The organism is uncultured Senegalimassilia sp. (assembly GCF_934636665.1).
Lineage (GTDB): Bacteria > Actinomycetota > Coriobacteriia > Coriobacteriales > Eggerthellaceae > Senegalimassilia.
The window spans coordinates 13,983-33,308 of the sequence record NZ_CAKUAT010000010.1; the positions used below are offsets into that span (position 1 = coordinate 13,983).

Annotated in this window: 17 protein-coding genes; 3 read left to right on the forward strand and 14 right to left on the reverse strand. The window is 63.9% G+C overall.

All coding sequences use genetic code 11. The features are described from left to right. Window positions 1–273: 273 nt before the first annotated feature. Window positions 274–858, forward strand: coding sequence for a gamma carbonic anhydrase family protein (locus Q0G75_RS05250; RefSeq protein WP_294415474.1), 585 nt, complete (start codon window positions 274–276; stop codon window positions 856–858). A gap of 329 nt (window positions 859–1,187) precedes the next feature. Here Q0G75_RS05250 and Q0G75_RS05255 read toward each other — a convergent pair whose 3' ends face one another. The 6 genes from Q0G75_RS05255 to trxA all read right to left on the reverse strand — a co-directional run bounded on the left by Q0G75_RS05255 (window position 1,188) and on the right by trxA (window position 7,368). Further along, window positions 1,188–2,279 (reverse strand): HemK/PrmC family methyltransferase, encoded by a 1,092-nt coding sequence (locus Q0G75_RS05255; RefSeq protein WP_294415472.1) that lies wholly within the window; start codon window positions 2,277–2,279, stop codon window positions 1,188–1,190. A gap of 230 nt (window positions 2,280–2,509) precedes the next feature. Continuing rightward, window positions 2,510–3,568 (reverse strand): peptide chain release factor 1, encoded by a 1,059-nt coding sequence (gene prfA / locus Q0G75_RS05260; RefSeq protein ID WP_294415493.1) that lies wholly within the window; start codon window positions 3,566–3,568, stop codon window positions 2,510–2,512. A 126-nt stretch (window positions 3,569–3,694) separates the two neighbouring features. Beyond that, on the reverse strand, window positions 3,695–4,822 hold the full coding sequence (gene trxB / locus Q0G75_RS05265; protein ID WP_294415470.1) for a thioredoxin-disulfide reductase: 1,128 nt from the start codon (window positions 4,820–4,822) through the stop codon (window positions 3,695–3,697). 64 nt (window positions 4,823–4,886) lie between these two features. Further along, entirely contained in the window at window positions 4,887–5,222 is a 336-nt protein-coding gene (locus Q0G75_RS05270; RefSeq protein WP_294415468.1) for a hypothetical protein, read from the reverse strand. A gap of 180 nt (window positions 5,223–5,402) precedes the next feature. Next, complete coding sequence (locus tag Q0G75_RS05275) at window positions 5,403–6,710, reverse strand: MATE family efflux transporter (protein WP_294415467.1); 1,308 nt, start codon at window positions 6,708–6,710, stop codon at window positions 5,403–5,405. Between the two features lie 346 nt (window positions 6,711–7,056). After that, a complete protein-coding gene (gene trxA / locus Q0G75_RS05280; protein ID WP_294415465.1) occupies window positions 7,057–7,368 on the reverse strand; it encodes a thioredoxin in 312 nt (103 codons plus the stop codon). Between the two features lie 246 nt (window positions 7,369–7,614). Between trxA and Q0G75_RS05285 the strand changes: the two genes are divergently transcribed. Together Q0G75_RS05285 and Q0G75_RS05290 are read left to right on the forward strand one after the other, a co-directional pair. Continuing rightward, a complete protein-coding gene (locus tag Q0G75_RS05285; RefSeq protein WP_294415463.1) occupies window positions 7,615–8,712 on the forward strand; it encodes a patatin family protein in 1,098 nt (365 codons plus the stop codon). A 36-nt stretch (window positions 8,713–8,748) separates the two neighbouring features. Next, window positions 8,749–10,395 (forward strand): cation:proton antiporter, encoded by a 1,647-nt coding sequence (locus Q0G75_RS05290; protein WP_294415462.1) that lies wholly within the window; start codon window positions 8,749–8,751, stop codon window positions 10,393–10,395. 247 nt (window positions 10,396–10,642) lie between these two features. On the opposite strand, the gene panF is transcribed toward Q0G75_RS05290, so the two are convergent. From panF to Q0G75_RS05330, 8 genes are all read right to left on the reverse strand, one after another. Continuing rightward, the gene (gene panF / locus Q0G75_RS05295; protein ID WP_294415460.1) at window positions 10,643–12,130 is read right to left on the reverse strand and encodes a sodium/pantothenate symporter; all 1,488 of its coding nucleotides are present in this window, start codon (window positions 12,128–12,130) and stop codon (window positions 10,643–10,645) included. Window positions 12,131–12,133: 3 nt separating this feature from the next. Further along, window positions 12,134–12,529 carry a YhdT family protein gene (locus tag Q0G75_RS05300; protein ID WP_294415458.1) on the reverse strand — a complete coding sequence of 132 codons (396 nt, stop codon included), beginning with the start codon at window positions 12,527–12,529 and terminating at the stop codon, window positions 12,134–12,136. A gap of 226 nt (window positions 12,530–12,755) precedes the next feature. Further along, a complete protein-coding gene (locus Q0G75_RS05305; protein ID WP_294415456.1) occupies window positions 12,756–13,832 on the reverse strand; it encodes a methyltransferase domain-containing protein in 1,077 nt (358 codons plus the stop codon). 119 nt (window positions 13,833–13,951) lie between these two features. Then, complete coding sequence (gene thrS, locus Q0G75_RS05310; protein WP_294415454.1) at window positions 13,952–15,844, reverse strand: threonine--tRNA ligase; 1,893 nt, start codon at window positions 15,842–15,844, stop codon at window positions 13,952–13,954. A 263-nt stretch (window positions 15,845–16,107) separates the two neighbouring features. Continuing rightward, window positions 16,108–16,605, reverse strand: coding sequence for a zinc ribbon domain-containing protein (locus Q0G75_RS05315; RefSeq protein WP_294415452.1), 498 nt, complete (start codon window positions 16,603–16,605; stop codon window positions 16,108–16,110). A gap of 395 nt (window positions 16,606–17,000) precedes the next feature. Beyond that, a complete protein-coding gene (locus Q0G75_RS05320; RefSeq protein ID WP_294415449.1) occupies window positions 17,001–17,342 on the reverse strand; it encodes an AzlD domain-containing protein in 342 nt (113 codons plus the stop codon). Then, complete coding sequence (locus tag Q0G75_RS05325; protein ID WP_294415448.1) at window positions 17,339–18,091, reverse strand: AzlC family ABC transporter permease; 753 nt, start codon at window positions 18,089–18,091, stop codon at window positions 17,339–17,341. The genes Q0G75_RS05320 and Q0G75_RS05325 overlap by 4 nt, the downstream gene beginning before the upstream one ends. A 92-nt stretch (window positions 18,092–18,183) precedes the next feature. Further along, window positions 18,184–19,227 (reverse strand): deoxyguanosinetriphosphate triphosphohydrolase, encoded by a 1,044-nt coding sequence (locus Q0G75_RS05330; RefSeq protein WP_294415446.1) that lies wholly within the window; start codon window positions 19,225–19,227, stop codon window positions 18,184–18,186. Between the last annotated feature and the right edge of the window lie 99 nt (window positions 19,228–19,326).

Sequence of the window (19,326 nt, forward strand, 5' to 3'; positions counted from 1 at the left end):
TTTTCGAGCCCGCCCAACACCGGCTCGCAGCAACCGCCGGCTTGCTTGAAGATGGGTTCGTCTCTACTATCCTCGTCAAAGCATTTCGTTTATGAACTTGTGGGCGTAAGTATAGCGCCGGACGTGCGGATGGCAACTGTTTCTCACCGATTTTTTTCAAAATGCGGACGAAGTGGCGAAATTGACCGGATTGCGGCATGCCATACGTGCGAAGATGCAGGTAACAGGGACGGAATCGCCACCCAAACCGCAAGCCGTACAAGGAGGCTTCCCATGAACAGCCATGAGAACCTGGTACCCGCCGAAGGGTATCGCCATGTGAAGATGCACCCCGAAGCGCGAGTCGCCCTGAACGCCACCGTCATCGGCGACGTGGAGCTGGCACGCGACGCCACCGTGCTGCCCGAGGCCGCGATCCGGGCCGATTACGGCGAGCGGATCGTCATCGGCGAGGGCAGCGACGTCCAGGAAGGATGCAGCCTGCACGTCGACGCCGGCTTCCCGCTGACGGTGGGCCGCAACGTGATCATCGGCCACAACGCCACCGTGCACGGGTGCACCGTCGAGGACGGCGTGCTGATCGGCATGGGGGCCATCGTGATGAACGGCGTGCGCGTGGGCACCGAAGCGCTCATCGGAGCCGGGGCGCTGGTGCCCGAAGGCCGCGAAGTGCCGCCTCGCGCCGTGATGGTGGGCGTTCCCGCAAAGCAGATCCGCACGCTCACCGACGAGGAGGTGGCCCAGAACGCCGCCGACGCGGCCTTGTACGTGGAGATCGGCAAGCAGATGGAACGCGACGGCATCGTGGTCGCCGGAGCGAACATGCCGCGCAACATCCCCGCCATCGGCATCGAGTAAGCCCGCCTGCTACCCCCAGCTCGCGAACAGGGGACGGAGGCGTGTTCACCGGGAAGAGGCGTTCAGTCGCCTCGGCTGCACCCAAGGTCCGCACCCGCTCCCGCGCAAAACGGGCTCTCCTTTAGGATTCGGCCGGCGAACGGGGGACGGGGACGGAGGTGCGTTCACGTCGCGAGCACACCTCCGTCCCCGTTCACATACGTTCGCCCTCTCCCCTGTTCGCATGCGACAACGGCCTCGCTTCCCGGTTTGGGAAGCGAGGCCGTTTCGTAAGCTGCTTCATACGATTTGCGGCCCTTCAAGCCGGAGCGCACGATTCGGTTACCGGTTTACACCGGCTTGACGCCTGTGAGCACGCGGGGCCTGCCGGCCAAGTCGTCGACGATGCGAACCTGTTGAAAGCCCGCCTGCCGCGCCAGCTCCGCCGCTGCCCCAAGGCAGGTCTCGTGCAACTCGAAGGCGAAACCGCCCCCGGGACGAAGCGCTGCCGCCGTCCACGGCAGCAAGCGTCGAAGGATGTCGTTGCCGTCGGCGCCGCCGTCCAAGGCAAGCGAAGGCTCGAAATCGGCCACTTCCCTGGGTATCTCGGCAAGCACCGCCGTGGGAACGTAGGGCGGGTTGGACACCACCAAATCGAGCCGGCCCATAGCGGCGACGGGCACCGGCGACCCAAGGTCGCCTTGCTCGATGCGGACGCGATCGGAAAGCCCCAGCTCAGCGGCATTGTCCTTGGCAAGCGCCACCGCCTCGGGCGCGATGTCGGTGGCGATGACGCGTGTATCGGGGCGCTCGTATGCTATGGAGCACGCAATGCACCCGCTTCCCGTGCAGATATCGGCCACGAGCAAGGGTCGGGGCTTGGACGGCGCGGAGCCCTCGGGGCGCACCTCGCCTTCGCCAGGGGCGTGATCGTGCTGGGCGCCCAAATAGTCGCTAATGGCCTGCTGGGAGCGCTTCAAAACCTCAGGGTCGTCGTCCGATGCAGCCTGCGCCGCCTCAGCCGCTGCGGCCTCGACGGCGATGAGCGCATCCCCTTCCCACGCGTCGATAGTGCTGTCAAGCGCAACGCGCCGGTGCGCCGCGGGCAGAAGCGAGAGCGCCTCGCTGACGAGCACCTCGGTTTCGGGGCGCGGAATGAGCACGCCCGGACGCACCTTCACCTGGATGTGGCGGAAGGGCGCATACCCGGTGATGTACTGCAGCGGCTCGCCCTTGCCGCGACGCGTGACATAGCCGCGCAGGATATCGCGCTCCTCAAGCGACAAGGGGCGATCGAAGCTGACATAGAGCTGGATGCGGGACATGTCGCAAGCCTCTGACAGCAGCCACTCGGCCGAAAGGCGCGGGTTCTCGTCGCCCTTGCGCTCGAGATAGCCCACCGTCCAATCGAGCGCGGCCTTGATCGTCCACATATCGCCCATGTTCCGCTTCCTTCACCTTCCGTCAAGCCCATGCCCCGCATTGTTTGCCGCTCGCAACGCTCGCGCGCGGAGCAGGGCTCTATCCACAAGACCGGCAATCGAACCGGTCGACGCAAAACAACGCCGAAGGCGCGGCACCGTTGCTGCGGTGGCGCGCCTTCGGCGACTGAAGCATCCCGGCGCGGTTCGTTCGCGCCGCGATGCGATTCCCCCTGATGGGATTTCCTAGCCTACACTGCCTCTTCGAGCTTCTGGGCTCGGTCGGCGGCCTGAAGCGCGGCGATGACGTCGTCAAGGCCGTCGCCCTGCAGCACGCTGGTGTAGGTGGAGTTGAAACCGATGCGGTGATCGGTCACGCGGTCCTGCGGGCCGTTGTAGGTGCGGATCTTCTCCGAGCGGTCGCCCGAGCCGATCTGCGCCAGGCGCTTGGCGCCTTCGGCGGCCTGCTGCTCGGCGAGCATCTTCTCGTACAGACGGGCGCGCAGAACGGCCATTGCGGCGATCTTGTTCTGCAGCTGGGACTTCTGGTCCTGGGACTGCACGACCAAACCCGACGGCAGGTGCGTGATGCGCACGGCGGAGTCGGTGGTGTTGACGCACTGGCCACCCGGGCCGCCGGCGCGGTACACGTCGATGCGCAGGTCGTTCTCGTTGATGTCGACCTCGACCTCGTCGGCCTCGGGCAGCACCGCCACCGTTGCGGTGGAGGTGTGGATACGGCCCTGGGACTCGGTCTTGGGGACGCGCTGCACGCGGTGGACGCCGGACTCGAACTTCATGACCGAGTACACCTTGTCGCCCTTGACCTTGAACTGGACCTCTTTGTAGCCGCCCGCGTCGGAGGGGCTGACGTCCATGAGCTCGATCTTCCACTTGCGCGAGGAGCAGAAGCGCTCGTACATCTTGAACAGGTCGCCCGCGAAGATGGCGGCCTCGTCACCGCCGGCCGCGGCGCGGATTTCCACGATAATGTCCTTCTCATCGGCCGGATCGGAGGGGATGAGCAGGAACTTGATGTCCTCTTCCAGGCTGGGAAGCTGCGCCTCTGCGGCGGAGATGGTCTCCTGGGCGAACTCCTTCATGTCGGGATCGCCGAGCATCTCCTTGGCCTCGTCGATATCGGCGCAGGCCTGCAGGTACTCGCGGGACTTCTCCACCAGCTCGCCTTGGTCGGAGTATTCCTTGGCCAGCTTGTTGTATTCCTTTTGATCGGCAAGCACGGCAGGGTCGCTCATCTTGGCCTGCAGCTCCTCGTAGGCCTTGATGATCTTCTCCAGCTTGTCGCGCATTTCGCTATCTTGCATGGTCGGTGCATCCTTCGTCATATGTTGCCGGTGGCCGCGGACGGACCCGCGGCATGGGCCCTGCGTGCGCGTTAGGCGCGGGCAAGGCCGTTGTCGAACCGTAAAATCTTATCAGATTGCAACATGGTTTGCAGCCTGCTCCGCACAGACTGCACCATCGGATACCGCCGTGACCACCTGGCGAAGGGTTTTCGCGCGCACATCGCCCGCCGCGAACACGCCGGGGATGGAGGTTTCGCCGGTCTCGGACGCCGAGATGTAACCGCCCGTGTCAAGGGGCAAGGCGTCTGCGAGGAACTCGGTGTTGGGCTGCGTGCCCACCGCCACGAAGACGCCGTCGACGGGCACGGTCTCCAGGGCGCCGTTCCCGAGATGCTCCACCTGGGCCGAAACCAGCTTGCCGTCCTCCCCGTGCAGGGCGCGCACCTCGGTGCTCCACATGAAGGAGACGTTTTCGAGCTTTGCCAGCTGATCGTGGTAGATGGGCGTCGCGCGCAGCTTGTCGCGGCGATGCACGAGGATGACGCGCTCGGCAAGGCGCGAGAGGTAGATGGCGTCGGCCGCGGCGGTGTTGCCGCCGCCTACCACCATAACGGTTTTCCCGCGGAAGAAGCTGCCGTCGCAGGTGGCGCAATAGGAAACGCCCCGGCCCGTGAGCTCGGCCTCGCCGGGAACGCCGAGCTTGCGCGGACGGGCTCCCGTGGCCACGATGACGCTACGTGCGCCGTAAGAGCCGTACGGCGTGTCCAACCGCTTCACCGGCGCCGTCAGGTCGAGCGCGGAGACCTCCTCGTTGATGATCTGCACGCCGAAACGCTCGGCCTGTTCCTTCATGGACCACGCAAGCTCGAAGCCGCCGGCGCCATCGGCAAAGCCCGGGTAGTTCTCGATACGCTCGGTTTGCGCGAGCTGCCCGCCAGGCGAGAGGCGCTCGAAGACGGCGGCACGCAGCCCTGCGCGCGCAGCGTACAATCCGGCGGTCAAACCCGCCGGACCCGCGCCGATGACGGCGACGTCAAAGGTGTCGCCGCTGGGGGCCTCAGGCGCTGCCGTCGAGACCGATAGCACCGGCTTGCCAAGCGAGACCCGGCCGTCAGGCGCGACCGGGATGTCGGATGCGGTCGGGACGCCAGGCGCAATCGGCACGTCGGGCACGACCGGGGCGTCGGGCGCTCCCAAGGCGCCAGGCGCGACCGGCCCGCCGGTTTCACCGTGCATGTTATTCGGTAGGCTGTTCATAGGTATCCCCCATATCCGCGGCCAAGAAACCGCGTTCGCTTTTGTGTTGCGCTCATTATAGGGGCTAGAGCAGCCTTTCCGAGATATTGTTACTCTGTTGGTACCATTTATACAAAACATAAGCGATGCCATGCGATGCCGACATCGCGCCAAGGCGGTCGCTGCGCGCAAAGCGCATCTTCTGGACGGTTTTGCAGAAATCCAGCCTCGATTTTGACGCCTGTCCGGACATCTGGGTGCTTTGTCGGGCGTTTTTCAGCCTCCAGCCGCCAAAAGCCCAGGTGAAGTTTTGCCAAAGAAGCGATTCTCCCTGCAAAACCGCCCAGAAGATGGCGCTGCCTCGTTCTTGTTCACCATAGGGCGCGTTCCCATCCATAAACAGGAATCGCGGACTCGGCACGCAAGGTCCTTCGCCCGCCACCGGACGCACGCTCAACCACGACCGGGCAAATCAACCACGGCGCGCCCGGCCGCCGCGGGATGCGAACCCCATTCGCAGCCCGGCGCTTCGACAGCCGCACTCCGAGGGATCGCACCTTGCCCGCCGAGGAACAAGCAGCGCACCAAGGCTTTCCCTTCCCTATTCCTTATGCGCCTTATGGCGGCGATACAGCAGGGTGCCGGCAAGGATGCACAGCAGCATTTGCAACACCGTGGGCGAGAACCAGATGCCGTCCACCTGGAACAGCAGGCCCATGACGAACACCACGACGCACACGATGATGGCCTCGGCGATGACGAGCATGTTCGACGAGCGCGAATCGTCGACCGCGTAAAAGAACGAGGTGGTAGTATGCGTGAAGCCGTAGAAGATATAGCAGATGGAGAATACCGGCAGCGCGTACGCGATGACCGGCGTCACGATATCCGAGGCGCCGAACAGCAGCGGAATGGCGTTGCGCACCACGAACATGATGCCAAGGCCCACGAAGCCGAACGTGATGGCCACCAAGTAGTTGGTGTTGCGCAGCCTTCGCACCGCATCGGCATCGCCGGCGCCGCGGTACACGCTGATGAGCGGCTGGCTGCCGTCGCCGACGCTTTGGATCATGATCTGCACGAAGAAGGCCACGTAGGCGATGACGGCATATGCGGCCAGCGCCGTCTCGCCGCCATAGTAGGACAGCGAGATGTTGTTGACGACCGTGGACACCTCGGGCAGAAGCGTCAAGCCGAACGGGGCCGCGCCGAGCTTGAGGATGTGCGCGCAAATGGAGCCGTCGGGGACAAGATCGCGCAGCGGCACGCGGTTGTTCCGGTGCAGGAAGAAACCGAGCACGAACACAAAGGCAACCGCTTGGGAAACCACCGTCGCCTCGGCGGCACCGGCCGTTCCGCGTCCCCAGACCATGACGAACAGGTAATCGAGCAGCACGTTCACCAAACCCGCGAACACTTGCACGCACATGGCGAAGGCGACCATACCCTTGTTGCGGATAAGCGGCGTGCAGCCTGTGACGAGCACCTGGAACGGCGCGCCGATGGCGATGACCTTCAGATAGTAGACCGCCTGCGAAAGCGTTTCGCCTTGGCCTCCCAGCACCCGACACAGCTGCTCGGCGAACAGGGAATACAACACCAGGATGGGAAGAGAAGCCACCACGAGCATGAACAAGGTGACGCCGACGACGCGCTGCGAGCGCTCCGTCTCGCCCCTGCCGCGAGCGATGGAGCTGATCACGCCGCCGCCCATGCCAAGGCCCGTTCCCGCCGCCAAGATAAGGCACACGAGCGGGTATGCCACGTTGACGCCCGCAAGCCCGGCGTCGCCTACGGCATGGCCGACGAAGACGCCGTCGATGACGCCGTAGATGCCCGCCATCGTGAACGTGAGCATGGTGGGAAGGATGTACTTCAGGTACTCGGGGACCATCGAGCGCGTGATCACGCGTTTCCTCCAATCTTAGGGCCCTGAACCGACGAGCTGGGAAAGGACCGGGGGTGCCTGAACCGAAGCCGGCCGCCCGCGCCTTGCCGCACAAAGGGCAAGAGGCGCACGGCGGGTCTTCGCCGCTATCGTAAACGAAGGCGCCGTCCCATACGGGGCGACGCCTTTCGCTTGATTTCAGCCGAAAATGATATCACAGGGTTATGGAGACCCTTTGAGTTCGGGACTTATTAGCCACGGTTCGATTATCGCCGGTTCAGGTTGGAGGTAATGCAACCGGTGCGCAATCACGGCACGCCTGCATGCGTCGCAGCATGCTCGCACGCAACGCGGCCCGAGCAGCGCCCTACATACCGAGCAAGCCCATGATGGCGGGCTTAGGCTGCACGCCCACAGCCTGGTTCACCAGCTTGCCGTCCTTGAACACCGCAAGCGTGGGCACGCTCATAACGCCGAACCGCTGCGCCAGGTCGGGGCTTGCGTCGATGTCGACCTTGACCACCTTGGCGCGGCCGGCGACCTCTGCGGCCACCTGGTCGAGCGTGGGGGCGAGCATCTTGCACGGCCCGCACCACGTGGCGAAGAAATCGACGAGCACGGGAACGTCTGCGCCTTCCACTTCGGTGGCGAACTGGGAAGAAGAGATGATCTGGGACATGATGGACCTCCTATGGTCGCTCCGAGGGGCCGGAAGTTCGCGCCTGGCCGCCTCAACTGTTTCATGCCCCCATTGTAGTCAACGAAACCGCCGAGGGAAGGGCTTCGACGCCTTCGTCACATATTTGTTACTATTTTAGTGCCATTGCGAAGGAAGGCGTTACGAAACGGTGACGCTGTGAAGGTATGGGAAGGCGTGCGTGCGCTCGGGCTATACTTGAAGCAGAACACGAGAAAGGCCACGCCCATGAACGAAACGCTCCCCTCCGAACCGCATAACGCCGCCGAACGAACCACCTTGGCGCAACCCGAGCACGCAGCCGAAGCGAAGGACGCGAAGCAGGCGAACCCATCCCCTTCCGAAGAGCACCGCGCTCCTGAGCATGCCAGCTCGACGCAGCCCGGGAACACGCCGGATGGCGAAAGCACGTTCACAGCGGGCCCGGCATCTTCCCCCGTCGCCTTAAAACCCGCCTGGGAGGGAAAGGAAGCCACGCCCGTCAACCTGGTGCTCGAAGGCGGCGCCATGCGCGGGCAGTTCACCGCCGGCGTGCTCGATTACTTCTTGGAGCACGGCCTGTTCTGCGATCAGGTGATCGGTGTATCGGCGGGTGCGCTGAACGGATACTGCTACGTGTCGGGCGAAATCGGGCGAACATGCTTCCTTAACATGAAGTACTGCAACGACCCGCGCTACCTTTCCATGAAAAGCTTCGTGCATACCGGCAACGCCTGCGGAAGGGAGTTCGCCTTCCACGAGGTGCCGGAAAAGCTCGACCCGTTCGACTTCCAGGCGTTCACGAACAGCCCCATCACGCTGACGGCCGTGTCGAGCGACCTTGAGCTTGGCGAAGCGGACTACCACGCCGTGCGCGATCTGGGCCGCGACGCCGACCTTCCCTACCTGATCGCGTCGTCGTCGATGCCCTTGGTCAGCCAGATCGTCGAGGTTGACGGCAAGAAGCTGCTCGACGGCGGCACCTGCGACAGCGTCCCTATCATGCACAGCCTGCTGACGGGGCGCAAAAAGCACATCGTGGTGCTCACGCAAGACGCGACCTACGAGAAAGGCCCCAACAAGCTGATGCCCGTGCTCTCCCAGATGTACGCAGACTTCCCGCACTATCTCGAGCGCCTGCGCTATCGCCACATCGAGTACAACCGCACCTACCGCCAGGTAGCGCGCATGCACAAGGCGGGCGAGCTGTTCGCCATACAGCCCCAGCGCCCCGTTGAGGTGCGCAGCATGGAGCACGACCAGGACAAGCTGCTCGACCTGTACGCGCAAGGCTATGCCGAGGCCGCTCGCACCTGGAACGACCTGCAGGAATACCTGGCGAAATAGACGCCCGGCGCTTCACACCCCTTCAAAGGAAGCAACATGCCAACCGATTTCATCTCGCTTTTCACCGCGTGCCTGATCGCCGCATGCGCGCCCATCGTCGCGCGCATCATCCCGCGCGGGCTTGTCCCGGAAACCGTCATCTTGCTGTTGGCGGGCGCGCTACTCGGCCCGCATATGGCCGGCTTGATCGAGCTGACCGACTCCATGAACATGATCTCCGAGCTTGGCTTGGCGTTTCTGTTCCTGCTGGCAGGCTACGAGATCGACCCCAAGAGCCTATCGGGCTCGCAAGGCAAGAAGGGCCTTGCCACCTGGGCCGTATCCATGGTGCTCGCGTGCACGGCGGTGTACTTCTCCCCCAACTTCTCCATCAGCCACATCGACGGGCTGGCCGTCGCCATCGCGCTGACCACCACGGCGCTTGGAACCCTTATGCCCATTCTGAAGGAACGGAACCTGGAAGGCACGCAAGTGGGCAATAGCATCTTGGCGTTCGGCACCTGGGGCGAGCTGTGCCCCGTGCTTGCCATGGCGTTGCTGCTTTCCGCGCGCAAAACCTGGCAGACGCTGTTGATTCTAGCGTTGTTCGGCGCGTTGTGCGTGGTCATGGCCGTGGTGCCTTCGAAGGCGCGCAAGGCGGGCCACGGCGTGTACGGTTTCCTGCATCGCAGGCGCAATTCGACGTCGCAGACGTTCGTCCGCGTGACGGTGGTGCTGCTCATCGGCCTGGTCACCGTTTCGGCGGTCTTCGACCTCGACATCGTGCTCGGCGCGTTCGCCGCCGGCTTCGTGCTGCGCTACATCATCCCCGAAGGCGACCACGAGCTGGAATCGAAGCTCGACGCCATCGGCTACGGGTTCCTCACGCCCGTGTTCTTCGTGGTTTCCGGCGCTAAGATCGATCTGGCGGGCGTGGGCGCGCAGCCGGGACTATTGATCACGTTCATCTGCGCGTTGCTGCTCATCCGCGCCGTGCCCATCGTGGTTGCGCTGTCCATAGGCCGCGACGGAAAGACGCTGTCCATGCACAACCGCATCACCGTGGCCCTGTACTGCACCACAGCCCTGCCCATCATCGTAGCCGTGACCAGCCTGGCCGTGAAATCCGGCGCCATGGCCCAGGACACCGCCGGCGTGTTGGTGGCAGCCGGCGCCATCACCGTGTTCCTCATGCCGTTGCTGGCATCGCTGACCTACCGTGTGGTGGATGCGAAGCCCATCGAGGCCGTGCATGAGATCGTGGAGAACCCCCAGGACATCCGTTCCATTCTGCACGAGCACTTGGAGCTGGAGCGCATGATGGCGCGCCAGGAGATAGCCGCGCGCATGGCCGCGAAGGCGCGCCGCGACGCGGGCGAAGAAGCTGCCTGGGAAGATGTTGCCTTCGCGCTGCAGCGCCAAAGCCAGCGCAAGCGCGCCATGGACGAGATGCTCGACTTCGCCCGACGCGAGTACGCCGCGCATGAGGACGAGCTGCAGGAGATCGGAGAGAAGGCGGGGTTGACGCGCGAAGCCGCCGCCGAGCGAACCGCAAAAGCCGCGAAGGCGTTCGCGCAGCACCTCAAAGACGGCGATTGGGAGGAAGAGCGCCGCATCGCCGAGCGCGCCGTGCGCGAGTACCGCCGCCATATGCACGAGCTGGGAAAGCACCTCGACGATCACCACCAAGACGACGGAAGGTAGGTCGACGTCGCAAGGCAACGCGTCGACGCAACCGCTCAGGCCCTGCAGCGAGGGCTGCCTGCCGGCGCAGAACAACCGCCGAAAACGCGTCGTCGCGCGCTCTCGCAGGCCGGTTCGGCCGCAAGCCGACCAAACCGGCCTCAACCTACCAGCAAAACGCCTCCTGCTTCCCTGGTGACCTTGATGCCGGGGAAGCAGGAGGCATTCATGATTCCAGCGCTCTACGCGCTGCTATAAGTTCCTCAAACTATTCCGGGAAGAACACCTGGTCGATGCGCTGCTGCTCAGCTTGCGAGCGTTTCTCGATAAGGCTGCCCACCACCATGAGCGCGCCTGCCACGGTGATACCGATGACGATCTGGTGCAGGCCCATCACCTTGAACCCGAGCGCCATGCACGCGCAATATGCCGCCGTGCCGCCGACCATGGACAGCAGGGCGCCCAGCTTACCGGCGCGCTTCCAGAACAGGCCGCACACCATCACCCAGAAAAACGCCGTCTCCAAGCCGCCGAAGGCGAACATGTTGATCTTCCAGATGACGTCGGGCGGCACCACGGCCAAGGCGAACACGATGGCGCCGACGCACAGCGTGACCGCCTGCGAACCGCGTGAGATGCCGCGCTCGGAAGGCTGCTTGTCGCGAGCCTCGCAGCTGTGCAAGTACACGTCTTTGATGATGGCCGAAGAAGACGCGATCAACAGCGACGACACTGTGGAAATGGACGCCGCAATAGGGCCGATGATGGCTACGCCCGCCGCCCAAGAAGGCAGCGTCTGCGCAATGGCGCGCGGGATGATGTTGTCCACGCTTGAGCCGTAATCGGCAAGGCTGCCCGTCAACACGCCGGCCGACAGCACGCCCAGAGCCGTGACGCCGATCATCATAAGACCGATGATCACGGTGCCGGTGATCATGGCGCCGTGCAGGGCCTTCGTGTCCTTGAAGCCCATGCAGCGCACCATGGATTGCGGCAGGACGAAGGTGAACACGCCCACGAGCAGCCACTGGGTGAAGTACAGCGTGCCCGGCATGGCGCCGCCGCCGAAGGGCTCAAGCATAGCGGGATGGTTCGCCTTGATGGTGTCCATGATGTTCTCGTACCCGCCGCCTGCGGTCAGGATGCCGGCGGCCAGCACGCCGATGCCAACGAGCATGATGATGCCGCACAGCGCATCGGTGAACGCCACGCCGCGGAAACCGCCGATGGTGGTGAACAGGATGACCGCCGCGCCGAACAGCACGAGGCCCACCATGTACGAATAGCCGGTGACCGCTTCGAACAGCTTCGCACCGCCCACGAACTGGGCGACCATTGTGGCGGCGAAGAACAGCACCACGATCACGGCGCTGATGTTGGCAAGCGCGTTGGAGTTGTAACGGGCGCGTACGACGTCGATGACGGTGACAGCATCAAGCTTGCGCGCCACGAGCGCCAGCTTCTTGCCCATGATGCCGTAGAGCAGCACGAGCGCCGTGACCTGCACGACGGCCATGTACACCCAACCCCAGCCGATCAGCCATGCCTGCCCGGGGCCGCCCACGAAGCTGCTGACCGAGCCGTAGGTGGCGATGGTGGTCATGGCCAGCACGAAGCCGCCGAGCGTGCGGTTGCCGATGAAGTACTCCTTGACGAAGCCGCCCTCGCCCACGCTGCGGCGCCGTGCGACGAAGCTGATGCCAAGCGCCACGGCCAGGAACAGGACGAGCGGGATGAGCGCCACCAAGTTACCCATATGCTACTCACCGCTTTCGTTCGCATCGCAAGGGGTGCCGACAGCCGCACTCTGCTCCGCTGCGGCACCATTGCAAGCAACGGCATCGGCGCCACGGGCGCCACCGGGCGCATCGACGGTGCCGATCGTGCAGCTGCCCGCCACCTCGTCAAGATCGAAGTCGGCGAACACGCGGTGGCTGAGCGCCACCGCGGCCACGACCGCCGCGATCCACGGCGCAACACATCCGCCAATGACCCACAACGGCGTATGGAACAACCAGATATCGGTGCCAGCCAAGCCGAAACCGCCCACGAGCCACACGACGATGATGCACGCAAGCGCCGCCACCGTAGCGCGCGCCTCCTTGTTCGCCTGCCGCATAGCCTGGGCATACGTGCGAATATCGCTTTGGGACACTGCCCTTCCCCTTCCCGCGAAGTTACTTTGCGGGAAGATGCTACCACGCTTACCGCAATGCCGGGTTTCGAAACCCCATCCCAAACCGCGAAAGCGCAAACCCGCAAGACGGCAGGTTACGTGATCGGAAACCGGGATTGACGTCGAATATCGCGCAAAACGGCTCAGGAAGGCCCTCTAGCGACGCGAATAACTCGGACGGTTTGGGGGCGCAGATGACTGCCCATTACATCACCGGCGGGCGGAATTCCTTTTTGCCTCGGGCACGCTCGCGGGCGTTGCGGTTACGCAGGTTCTCCACGCAGCCCTGCATGCCGTGCGGGACGTACTCGAGCCGATCGAGATCGCCAGGCAGATAGCTGACAAGCGAAAGCGGCGCCGTCTGCTCCACGTGCTCGGGCGCAGGCCCGGGGCATGCCGCGATGCCGAACGCGCAGGCGCCCTGCTCGGTGAGCTTGCGCTCATAGGCGCTCCAAGGCTCGTCGGGGAACTCGGACCGAACGTCATCGCTTCGCCACGTGACCTCATAGCCCGCCAACTCAAGCTGCGTGAGGGTGAAATCGCGCAGCGGCTGGCTATCGGTGCGCAAGCGCATGCCCGCACCCTGCGCGAGCAGCGAACGATACCCCATTAGACGATCGAGGTAGGTCAGCCGCAGATGCGCCTTCTTCTTTTTCGGGAACGGCGTGGGGAAGTTCATGAGCAGCGCCGAAAGCTCACCCGAGACGAACACGGTCGACAAGTCGATTTCGGCGGGCGCGCCCGAACGGGCGGCCTTACCCTCGGACGCACGGGAAGCGTGCGCCTGATCGACGCGCTTGGCAAACGCCCGCGCGCCACCCTGCGCATCGCAGGCGCCCGATGCGTCATCGTGCTGGCGATCGGCCGACGCGATGGCCTCGCCTCGCAGGAGGTCCTTGCCGTTGCCGGCGCCACTGTCGGCAATCCCCGCTTCGATCCCATCGCCAAACGACGGCACACCATCCATCAGGAACACCGCGTTATCCACGCCGGCAGCAGCAGCGGCCTCGGCGGCGCGAAGCGTGCACACCGCATCCACGTCGAAACCGACGAACAGCACGTCGGGGCGCATCTTCGCGCAGGCCACGGTGTACTCGCCCTTGCCACAGCCCAAATCCAGCACCACACGCGAGAACGGCTGATCGCGCACCGCCCCACCCGGGGCCCACTGCGCCCAGCGTCCAGCCCATGCAGCACCATCGCAGCAAATCCAATCGCTGCATTCCCGAAAGCGCTTCGCGAACGAGAACCCTTTATGCAACCTGGAAGCAGCCGAGCGCATGCCTTCCCCTTTCGTGCGCGAAACGGCTTCCGCGCCATATACTTGAACAGCCCCGCAAAGCAAACCTTGCGGGGCTGCGATCTAACATGCCGAGCAGACGATGCTGCCGCTATGCCGCGTTATGCGCGGGTGCGGATCTCCTCGCACACCTTCGCGATGAAGTCGGCCGTCTCGAACGGATGCGTCTCGTTGGAGCGGTCGCGCACGGCGATGTTGCCCTCCTCGGCCTCCTTCTCGCCGACGACGATCATGTAGGGCACGCGATCGATGCTGCGGGCCTCGCGGATCTTGTAGCCGATCTTCGCGTCGCGATCGTCCACCGCCACGCGGATACCCGCGTCCTCCAGCTGCGCCGCAACCTGATGCGCGTAATCGCGGGACTTCTCGGACACGCACAGGACCTTGACCTGCGTGGGAGCCAGCCACACGGGGAACTTGCCCGCATAGTGCTCGATGAGGATGCCGATGAAGCGCTCGACGGAGCCAAAGCACACGCGATGCAGCATGATGGGGCGCTTCTTCGAGCCATCGTGATCCACGAACTCCAGGCCGAAGTTGAGCGGCATCTGGAAGTCGAGCTGCACGGTGCCGCACTGCCACGTACGGCCGAGCGAATCCTCCAGGTGGAAGTCGATCTTCGGGCCGTAGAACGCGCCGTCGCCCTCGTTGAGCTCGTAGTCCATGCCAAGCTCGGCCAGAGCCGTCTTCAGGCCGCTCTCCGCAGCCTCCCAATCCTCATCGGAGCCCATGGAGTCGTCGGGGCGGGTGGAAAGCTCCACATGGTACTTGAAGCCGAACTGCTGGTACACCGAATCGATAAGGCGCACGACGCCCACGATCTCGTCGGTGAGCTGGTCGGGGCGCACGAACAGGTGCGCATCGTCCTGGTTGAAGCAGCGCACGCGGAACAGGCCGTGCAGCGCGCCGCGCATCTCGTGACGATGCACGGTGCCGATCTCGCCGGCGCGGATGGGCAGGTCGCGATAGCTGCGCGGCTGGGACGCGTACACGAGCACGCCGCCGGGGCAGTTCATCGGCTTGATGCAATACTCCTCGTCATCGATGACGGTGGAGTACATGTTGTCCTTATAGTGATCCCAGTGGCCGGAGGTCATCCACAGCTGCTTGTTCATGATCATGGGCGTGGAGATCTCGACGTAGCCGGCCTTGCGATGGATCTCGCGCCAGTAGTCGAGCAGCGTGTTCTTCAGCACCATGCCGTTGGGCAGGAAGAACGGGAAGCCCGGGGCCTCCTCGCGCATCATGAACAGGTCCATCTCGCGGCCGATCTTGCGGTGGTCGCGCTTCTCGGCCTCTTCCAGGTTGTGCAGGTACTCGTCAAGCTCGGCCTTCTTGAAGAACGCCGTGCCGTAGAGGCGCTGCAGCTGCTCGCGGCTTGCGTCGGCGCGCCAGTAGGCGCCCGCCAGCTTCATGAGCTTGATGGCGCCGATCTTGCCGGCGGACGGGATGTGCGGGCCGGAGCACAGGTCCACGAAGGAACCGTGACGATAGATGGTGATCTGCTCGTCGGTGAGGTCGTCGATGTGCTCGAGCTTGAAGCGCTGGTCGGCGAAAATCTCCTTCGCCTGGTCGATGGTGACCACCTCGCGGACGAAGGGCTCGTTGGCCTTGATGATCTGCTGCATCTTCTTCTCGATAGCGCCGAAGTCGTCGGAGGAGATGTTCTCGGGCAGCAGGAAGTCGTAGAAGTAGCCGTCATCGGTTGCAGGGCCGAAGGCGATCTGCGTGCCGGGGAACAACTCCTGCACGGCCTCGGCCATGATATGGGCGCAGGAATGGCGCAGGATATGCAGCGCCTCGGGGCTTTTCGCCGTGATGATCTCGACGGCGGCGCCATCGTGAACGGGGGTGGTCAGGTCGACGAGCTTGCCGTCGATCTTACCGGCAAGCGCGGCCTTCGCAAGGCCCGCGCCGATGGAAGCCGCCACGTCGGCAACGGTTGCCCCGGCGTCCAGCGTTTTCTTCGAGCCGTCGGGCAAAACGATTTCCATGATACGTTCCTTTCTTCAGCCGGGCAGGTGCATACCGCCTGCGCATCGGTTTTACGGGATTATAGAAAGATAGCATGCAGACGCACACCATGCTAGCGCATAGACCGGCGAATCCCAAATGAAGGTCCGCCGCATGCATAGGAGTTTCACGCGCCGCCGCCTGCACTGCATTCACGGCACGCCCGCAACGGATGCGGCCTTGCGCGCCGAAAAGCAAAACGAGCCGTCCGATCGGACGGCTCGTGCGTACGACAAGGGTCAACCTATTCCTCGGGGCGCGCCGGTCGCTGCGGGCGCTGCTGGCGCGGGGCGCGGCGAGCCGCCTGACGCTGACCGCTGACCGGGCTTGCGCAGTACGGGCACACCGTCCATGCCGGCTCAAGGGCGTGGCCGCAATGGCCGCACAGGTTCTTCAGGCGCTGATGGCAGTTCGGGCACAGCACGTAATCGGACTCAACGGGGTAACCGCAGTTGGCGCATTCGCCATAGTGCATGAGCTGGCGCTGCTTGAGGGCCACCTCGAGCTCCTGCTCGTCACGGTCGATCTGCAGCAGGGGCGGACGCAGCAGGCAGTACGCTACAACGCCCACGAGCGGGACGAGGGCGACGATACCCCACACATACCAATAGGTGCCGCGCATATAAGCATCGCGGGCAACCCACACGATAGACAGGATGTACAAGATGGCAAGCAGCACGACCACGACGGAAAACGCCGCTTGGATCTCAGGCGTGATCAGCTGCGAAAGCAGTTCGCTCATAATGTCCCCATTCTTTCCTTCGATCGGCGCTTCGGCCGCTTCGCCAGTGCGAACGCTTATGGTCCCCATTAGCACATATACGATGCGGGATTATATCAAACCAGGCAAAACAAGGGCGTTTTGCCAACTAATTTCCGCAACCGAGGCCAAAAGGGCAGCTTCTGCTTGAATCGCAAGTTCATCTGAACACCTTGGTTTCAATATCGAACTCAGCCGGACATGTACGGCTGAGTCTGGGAAAGCGCCTTTCTGAAGACGGGGCCGCAAGCGCACCTGATTGCTTCGGTTTTGTCAGCGAACCGAGAACCCCCTTCCGGAGGCTAAGGCCCATTCAAGAGAGGAAAAGCGCCATGGAGGGAACAGGCGCCCACCCGGAAAAACGGGAATGCCCTTCCCTACACCGCGCCCGGGGCGAAGCAGAACGCTAACAGCGCATAGCTGGCGCAACCGGCGAGGGCGCACCATAGGAGCGACTTGGTCTTGCGCGCGACCACGACCACCACCGCTGCGGCGACAAGCGGCATGGCGGCGGGCCACACGCCCGCATCGAACATGCCGGGCGAGAGCAGGTCATTGGCCACAAGCGCTGCGAACGCCGCAGGCGGGATGAACCCGAGCGCGCGAGCCAGGCCCTCGGGGAGCTTACGGCCCTTCAGCACGAACAGCGGCAGGCAACGACACAGCAGCATGGTAACCAGGCACGTGCCGAAGATGATGAAGAAGTCGGTCATGCTCATCGCGCATCATCCCCTTCCCCGGCGGCCTTCGCGATCTTCTCCTCGAGCGCGGCGTCCTCGGCCCTGCGGCCACGACGCACCTGGGAGACGAGCATAGCGGCGACCACGCCCAGGATGGCGCCCACCAGGATGGCGGGACCGGCCAGGCCCACGGCCTTGCACGTGAACACGCCCACGATAGCCACCACGGCGGCGACCACGTTCTCGAACGTGATGTTCTGCGTGACCAGCAGGCAAATGAAGATGCTGGTCATGGCGAAACTGGCGATGGCGAGCGGGATGCCGAGCGCGCCTCCGATGAGCACGCCGGCCACGTTGGACAGCGTCCAGGAGCTGCACGAGCAGATATTGACGATGGTGGCGCGCGGCACGTTCCACGTTCCCGTGGCGAAGTTCGCCATGTTCACGCCGAAGCTCTCGTCGGTGACCGTGGCGGAGAACAAAAACGAGAGCCGTTTGCGCTCATTGGCGCACATAGGTGCGAAAGACGCCGAATACAGCATCTGGCGCGTGTTCACGAGAGACACGCTGGCGATGATGGAAGCCAGGGGGCTTCCCGCCAGCCACATGTTGGGGATCATGAACTGACCCGCTCCGGAATAGAACATGCATGAAAGGAAGAACACCTGCACGGCGTTCATGCCGATGGAATCTTCCAATATGCCGCAGGGGATGCCGATGGCCACATAGCCCAGCATGATGGGGATGGCGGCCTGCACCGCCGGTTGTATGTCGCTTCTCTGTATCATAACCGCACGATTATAGCCCGAAGCGAATCGGGAAAACAGGGCTTGCTTTTCGCGCGAAAGAGGGGGAATCGACAAATCCGGCAGGCGGCAAGCTACCTCATGAAATCGCGCGGCACGAACAGGCGCTTGAAGGTAGCCGTGGCATACCGGTCCGTCATGCCGGCGATGTAGTCGGTAACGGCCTGCAGGCGGTCGCCCTCGGCGATGGCGCGGTATTCCTCGGGAACCTCTTCGATGTTGTCCACGTAATAGTCGAACAGCTGAGAGACCAGGTACTTGGCCTTGTTCACCTCGGCAAGCACCTGCGGCGCGGTGTAAACGTTGGCGAACAGGAAGCTGCGCAGCTCGCTCATGGCATCCCGCACCGGCTCCGATAGCGCGATGTCGTCGACGGCCGCCGAGGTTTGCACCATATCGCGCACCAGAAGCTCGATGCGGCTGGAATGATCGGGCCCGAGCACCTCGTGCGTGCTTGCGGGCAGCGCGTCCTCGGTGAGCAGGCCGGCACGGATGGCGTCGTCGATGTCGTGGTTGACGTAGGCGATGCGGTCGGCGGTGGCCACGATGCGGCCCTCGAGCGTTTCCGCGCGGATGGCCCCGGTATGGTGCAGGATGCCGTCGCGCACCTCGGCGGTAAGGTTCAGGCCCCGCCCGTCGTTCTCGATGCGCTCCACTACGCGAAGGCTCTGCTCGTTATGCCGATACTGGGCGGCTACCTGGGCGGACGCCACGTCGATGCCGCGGTGACGGGCCAAGCATCCCGCCAAGGCGGCCTCGCCCGTATGGCCGAAGGGAGTATGCCCCAAGTCGTGACCGAGCGAGATGGCCTCTGCCAGGTCCTCATTGAGCCCGAGGGCGCGGGCGATGGTGCGCGCTATCTGCGCAACCTCAAGGGTATGGGTAAGCCGCGTACGGAAATGATCGCCTTCGGCGGCCAGGAACACCTGGGTTTTATGCGACAGGCGGCGAAAGCTCTTGCAATGCAAGATCTTATCGCGATCGCGTTGGAATTCGGTTCGCAGGAAATCCGGCTCGCCCGAGCGCGCACGGCCCTCGGACTCGTCGGACTTGGCCGCATCCGCGCTCAAGAGCGCATGCTCGCGCAGCTGCTGGTCCTCGCGATGGACGATGTTCATGGCTACCCTCCCGACCATCAAGTTTCAGGCATGCAACCAGTATACCGCGCCACAGGCGCCCCGCGGCTCGGAGCGTAAAGCTTGGCGGCCGACGAACTC